The following is a 5,502-nucleotide window of genomic DNA, read 5'->3' as shown; positions in this document are numbered from 1 at the left end:
GGCGGCGCCTCCGACCCGGCGTCGGCAAAACGTCCCTTCCGGCGGGCGTAGCGTGGAGGGTATGACGACGTACGGTTCCTTCCCCGGTACGCGGCCGCGGCGGCTGCGTACGACTCCCACGATGCGGCGCATGGTGGCCGAGACCCGGCTGCACCCCGCCGACTTCATCCTTCCCGCGTTCGTGCGGGAGGGCGTGAGCGAGCCGGTGCCGATCAGCTCGATGCCGGGGGTCTTCCAGCACACCCGGGAGACGCTGAAGAAGGCGGCGGCGGAGGCCGTCGAGGCGGGCGTCTCCGGGATCATGCTCTTCGGCGTCCCGGCGGACGAGAAGAAGGACGCCCTCGGCACCTGCGGCACCGACCCGGACGGCATCCTCCAGGTCGCGCTGCGCGACGTGCGGGCGGAGGTCGGCGACGACCTGATCGTCATGTCGGACCTGTGCCTGGACGAGTTCACCGACCACGGCCACTGCGGCGTGCTCGACGCCGAGGGCCGGGTGGACAACGACGCCACGCTGGAGCGGTACGCGGAGATGGCCCAGGTCCAGGCGGACGCCGGCGCCCACGTCGTGGGGCCCAGCGGCATGATGGACGGCCAGATCGGCGTCGTCCGCGACGCGCTCGACCAGATCGGGCGGGAGGACGTGTCGATCCTCGCCTACACCGCCAAGTACTCCTCCGCCTTCTACGGCCCCTTCCGCGAGGCCGTCGGGTCGTCGCTCCAGGGCGACCGCAAGACCTACCAGCAGGACCCCGGCAACCTCCGCGAGTCGCTGCGCGAGCTGGCGCTCGACCTGGAGGAGGGCGCGGACATGGTCATGGTCAAGCCGGCCGGTCCCTACCTGGACGTCCTCGCCCGGGTCGCCGACGCGGTGGACGTCCCCGTGGCGGCGTACCAGATCTCCGGCGAGTACTCGATGGTCGAGGCGGCGGCGGAGAAGGGCTGGGTCGACCGCGACAAGGCGATCCTGGAGACCCTGACCGGCATCAAGCGGGCCGGTGCGCGGAACATCCTCACCTACTGGGCGGTGGAGGCGGCGCGCATGCTGCGCTGACGCCGGACCGGCCACGGGCCGTCTTCGACGGCGGGGGCGGGCCGTGCCCGCCGTGCGGCCCACCGGGTACAGTCACCCACGCTCACGGGCGGAGACCGCCGGACGTGGGCGCAGGCGCGATCCGGGGGAAGCGATGATGCCCGACCACCACCACGGCCAGGCCGGCGATCCGGCCTGGGGCCCGCTCCCCGTCCGCCCGGCCGCCCTGCGCTGGCTGCTGCTCCTGCCGCTGACGCTGGTCCTCCTGCCGGTGTGGTGGGTGCTCTGGCTGTTCCTCGCGTTCTGCCTGTACTGCGTGGCGCCCTTCGTCGAGCTCTTCGTCCTCGTGGTCCCGCGCGCCGAGAGGGGCGCGGTACGGATGCTGGACGCGACCCTGGGCCGCATGCCGTTCGTACCGCTGTGGTGCGTGAGCCCGGTGGAGCTGGTGCGGGAGGGCGACACGGCGTACTACCGGGCCCGGGTGGAGCGGCGCGTGGAGGCGGCGACCCGGCGGGCGGAGTCGTCCCGGGGCGTCGTCGCGTTCCAGCGCGAGCTCGTTCTCGGCGCGCGGTACTTCCGCGGCGTCGGCGCCGGCCACGTGCTGGCGTTCGCCTCGGAACGGAACTGGAGCCTCCACCCGGTGCTGCGCTCCCACCCCCGCCGCCGGCTGCGGCTGCGGCACAACGGGCGGCCGCGCGCGGGGAGGTAGGGCGGCGTCCCGGCCGGGTACCCCCGCGGCCTTGCGCCCGGCGGCAAAACCCCAGGCGGGAACTCCCGTTGACGGATGTCGATCACTGGGCGTACGTTCACCCCCGGTGTCCGGCAGGTGGCCGTCCGCCGAGGTACGCCGGGGGGCGTCCGCACGGAGGGGGAAGCCATGCTGCACGAGCAGGTCGCCGCGGTGCTCAGGAAGGGCACCGACGTCAAGGGACGCTCGCGCCGGTCCGAGTTCTGGCGCTTCACGGTCGTCACGGCCGCGTTCCTGCCGCTCGCCATGCTGCTGCTGGACGTCAACGCCGTCCTCGCCCTGGTCCTGCTGCTGCTCATCGCCTGCTGCCTCGCGTTCTGGCTCGCGACCGCGGTCCGCCGCCTCCACGACATCGGGCGGTCCGGGGCGTGGGTCCTCCTGTCCTTCGTGCCGTTCGGGATCCTGGTGCTGTTCGTCTGGTCCGTCCGCGACGGCGAGCCGGGGACCAACCGGTGGGGCGCGAACCCCAAGTCCGCGCCGACCACCGCGACCGGGGGACGACTCCGGGACGGGGTCATACCCGAGTAGGACCCCGGCCTGCCGGTATGCGACCCAGGTGGGCGGCGGGAACGGGATCGTGGGCTGACGGCGCGCGGGTGCGCGGGACGGATGATGGTGGGGTCCCCGATCCGCCGGCTGCCAGGAGCACCCACCCGTGACCATCACCGACACCGCAGACCGGACCACCGCCGTGGTGGCCGCGCAGGCCGCCGACCTGACGAAGGTCTACGGCCACGGCGACACCCGGGTGGTCGCCCTCGACGGCGTCACCATCGACTTCCACGAGTCCGAGTTCACCGCCATCATGGGCCCGTCCGGGTCCGGCAAGTCCACCCTCATGCACTGCGTCGCCGGCCTCGACACCTTCTCCTCCGGCTCCGTCCGCATCGGCGGCACCGAGCTGGCCTCGCTGAAGGACAAGGACCTGACCCGGCTGCGCCGCGACCGGATCGGCTTCGTCTTCCAGGCGTTCAACCTGCTGCCCACCCTCACGGCCCTCGAGAACATCACGCTCCCCCTCGACATAGCCGGGCGGAAGCCGGACCGCGGCTGGCTGGACACCGTGATCGACATGGTCGGTTTGTCCGGACGCCTCGGGCACCGGCCGGCCCAGCTCTCCGGCGGTCAGCAGCAGCGGGTCGCGGTCGCCCGCGCGCTCGCCTCCCGCCCGCAGATCGTCTTCGCCGACGAGCCGACCGGCAACCTCGACTCCCGGTCCGGGGCGGAGATCCTCGGCTTCCTGCGCGACTCGGTGCGCGCGCACCAGCAGACCGTGGTGATGGTCACCCACGACCCGGTCGCCGCCGCCTACGCGGACCGGGTCGTCTTCCTGGCCGACGGACGGCTCGTCGACGAGCTGCGGGCGCCGAGTGCGGAGGCCGTGCTCGACCGCATGAAGGAGTTCGACGCGAAGGGCCGCGTCAGCTGACCCGGCCGGCGCCGCCGCCTTCCGTACCTTCGCCGCACGAGACCGAGAGACCCTCACCCATGTTCCGTACCGCCCTGCGCAACGTCTTCGCGCACAAGGCCCGACTGCTGATGACGATGCTCGCCGTGCTGCTCGGCGTCGCGTTCGTGTCCGGCACCCTGGTCTTCACCGACACCGTCTCGAACGCCATGCGGAACAGCTCCGCCAAGGGCTTCGACCAGGTCGACGTCGCCCTCAGCCCCGACCGGGGCCCGGGCTCCGGAGACCGGAAGCCCTCCGACCCGCCCGTGCTCACCCCCGCGCTGCTGAAGAGGACCGCCGCGGTCCCGGGCGTCGAGGAGGCGACCGGCGTGGTGACGGGCTGGGCCGCCGTGGCCGGCCGGGACGGCGAGCTGGTCACCGAGGGCTTCCAGTCCCAGGGCGGCAACTACTGGGGCGACGCCGACCCCCGCTACCCGCTCGCCGACGGACGTGCCCCGCGCGGCGCGCAGGAGGTCGCCCTCGACGAGCGGACCGCGCGCGAGGGCGGGTACGCGGTCGGCGACACGGTCCGGCTGTCCGTGGACGGACCGGTCCTCACCCCGACCCTGACCGGTGTCTTCACCACCGACGACGGAGCGGTCGCCGCAGGCGGCAGCCTCGCCCTCTTCGACACGGCGACCGCGCAGAAGCTGTTCCACAGCACCGGCGAGTACGACGAGATCTTCGTCCGGGCCGCGCCCGGCACCGGTCAGGACGAACTGCGCGCCGCGCTGAAGGCGGTCCTGCCCGAGGGCGTCGCCACCAGCACCGGGGAGCAGCTCGCCGAGGACCAGGCGGAACGCATCGCGTCGCAGATGAGCGCCATGGAGAGCGGTCTCCTGGTGTTCGCCGGCATCGCGCTCTTCGTCGGCACCTTCATCATCTCCAACACCTTCTCCATGCTGGTCGCCCAGCGCACCCGTGAATTGGCGCTGCTGCGGGCCGTCGGCGCCTCGCGGCGGCAGATCACCCGCTCCGTGCTGCTGGAGGCGGGCGCGGTCGGCGTGGTCGCGGCGGCGGCCGGACTGGCCGCGCGCGCGGTGGAGGTGAGCCGGGCCGCGGACGGCGAGGTGCACGCGCTGCGCGGGCCTGGGTTCGCCGGGGTGCAGTTCCACCCGGAGTCGGTGCTCACGGTGCGCGGGACGGAGGTCGTCCGGGAGTTGCTGGCCGGGCTGGAGCGGGACGCCGGTCAGGGCGCGGGCAGCCTGGGCACCAGCACGTTCTGAGAGCGGCGGCCGGCCAGGTAGTCCACCACGTTCGACGCGGTGGTGTGCGCGATCTGCCCCACCGCGTCGGACGTGTAGTAGGCCTGGTGGCCGGTGACCAGGACGTTGGGGAAGGTGACCAGCCGGGCCAGGGTGTCGTCCTCGACGAAGTCCAGCGACTTGTCGAGGAAGAACAGGCCCTCCTCCGCCTCGTAGACGTCCAGGCCCACTCCGGCGAACCGGCCGGCCCGCAGTTCGGCGACCAGCGCGGCGGTGTCCACCAGGCCGCCGCGGCTGGTGTTCACCAGGATCGCGTCGTCCTTGATGACCCGCAGCGCCTGCGCGTCGATGAGGTGCTCGGTCTCCGGGGTGAGCGGGACGTGCAGGGTGATCAGGTCGGAGCGGGCCAGCAGTTCGGCGGTCGGGACGTAGGTCATGCCCAGCTCCAGGCACTCCGGGTTCTCGCGGATGTCCCAGCCGAGGAGCTCCATGCCGAAGCCGTGGGCGATGCGGGCGAAGGCGGCGCCGATCTTGCCGGTGCCGATCACCCCGGCGGTCCGGCCGTGCAGGTCACGGCCCATCAGGCCGTTGATCCGGAAGTCGAAGTCCCGGGTGCGCCGGGCGGCGCGGTCTATCCGCCGGTTGCACGCCAGGGCCAGCGCCCAGGCGTGTTCGGCGACCGCGTACGGCGAGTAGGCGGAGACCCGCGCCACGGTCATGCCGAGGCGTTCGGCGACGGGCAGGTCGATGTTGTTGAAGCCGGTGGAGCGCTGGGCGATCAGCCCGGTGCCGCCGACCGCGAGGGTCTGCAGCACCTGGCGGTCCAGCTCCGCGTTGACCGGGCTGACCACCACCTCGTGACCGAGGGCGAGGGCGGCGGTGTCCGCGTCCAGGTTGACGTCCAGGCAGCGCAGCTCGTGCCCCAGCGGGCCGACCGCGGCGGCGAAGGCCTCCTCCAGGAGCGGCTTCTCGTCGTGCTGGACTCCGAACGCGAGGATCTCCATGCAGCCGACGATACGAGCCCCGCCGCCCGCCCGCGAGCGGCCGGAAGGCCCTCGCGCCGGGC

General features: G+C 73.1%; 5 protein-coding genes and 1 pseudogene. 5 read left to right on the top strand and 1 reads right to left on the bottom strand.

What is annotated here, in order from left to right; all coding sequences use genetic code 11:
• Nucleotides 1–61 precede the first annotated feature (61 nt).
• From hemB to HW445_RS17225, 5 genes and pseudogenes are all read left to right on the top strand, one after another.
• Nucleotides 62–1,054: a porphobilinogen synthase gene (gene hemB, locus HW445_RS17245; protein WP_151771895.1), complete on the top strand. Its 993-nt coding sequence runs from the start codon at nt 62–64 to the stop codon at nt 1,052–1,054.
• A gap of 136 nt (nt 1,055–1,190) precedes the next feature.
• Nucleotides 1,191–1,742, top strand: a complete 552-nt coding sequence (locus HW445_RS17240; protein ID WP_180221901.1) for a hypothetical protein — start codon at nt 1,191–1,193, stop codon at nt 1,740–1,742.
• Nucleotides 1,743–1,910: 168 nt separating this feature from the next.
• Nucleotides 1,911–2,309 carry a DUF805 domain-containing protein gene (locus HW445_RS17235; RefSeq protein WP_180221900.1) on the top strand — a complete coding sequence of 133 codons (399 nt, stop codon included), beginning with the start codon at nt 1,911–1,913 and terminating at the stop codon, nt 2,307–2,309.
• Between the two features lie 127 nt (nt 2,310–2,436).
• Nucleotides 2,437–3,210 carry an ABC transporter ATP-binding protein gene (locus HW445_RS17230; RefSeq protein WP_180221899.1) on the top strand — a complete coding sequence of 258 codons (774 nt, stop codon included), beginning with the start codon at nt 2,437–2,439 and terminating at the stop codon, nt 3,208–3,210.
• A gap of 59 nt (nt 3,211–3,269) precedes the next feature.
• A pseudogene (locus HW445_RS17225) lies at nt 3,270–4,265 on the top strand (ABC transporter permease); the annotation flags it as partial.
• A gap of 155 nt (nt 4,266–4,420) precedes the next feature.
• Here the strand turns inward: HW445_RS17225 and HW445_RS17220 are convergent.
• Entirely contained in the window at nt 4,421–5,440 is a 1,020-nt protein-coding gene (locus HW445_RS17220) for a 2-hydroxyacid dehydrogenase (protein ID WP_180221897.1), read from the bottom strand.
• Between the last annotated feature and the right edge of the window lie 62 nt (nt 5,441–5,502).

Source organism: Streptomyces sp. UH6 (genome assembly GCF_013421635.1).
Taxonomy (GTDB): Bacteria; Actinomycetota; Actinomycetes; order Streptomycetales; family Streptomycetaceae; genus Streptomyces; species Streptomyces abyssomicinicus.
Note: the sequence above shows the minus strand (reverse complement) of the source record. Positions and strands in the feature narration are given on the sequence as shown.

Excerpts from the sequence above, each read along its gene's own strand:
- hemB (WP_151771895.1), top strand. The coding sequence starts at position 62 with ATGACGACGTACGGTTCCTTCCCCGGTACGCGGCCGCGGCGGCTGCGT.
- HW445_RS17240 (WP_180221901.1), top strand. The coding sequence starts at position 1,191 with ATGCCCGACCACCACCACGGCCAGGCCGGCGATCCGGCCTGGGGCCCG.
- HW445_RS17235 (WP_180221900.1), top strand. The coding sequence starts at position 1,911 with ATGCTGCACGAGCAGGTCGCCGCGGTGCTCAGGAAGGGCACCGACGTC.
- HW445_RS17220 (WP_180221897.1), bottom strand. The coding sequence starts at position 5,440 with ATGGAGATCCTCGCGTTCGGAGTCCAGCACGACGAGAAGCCGCTCCTG.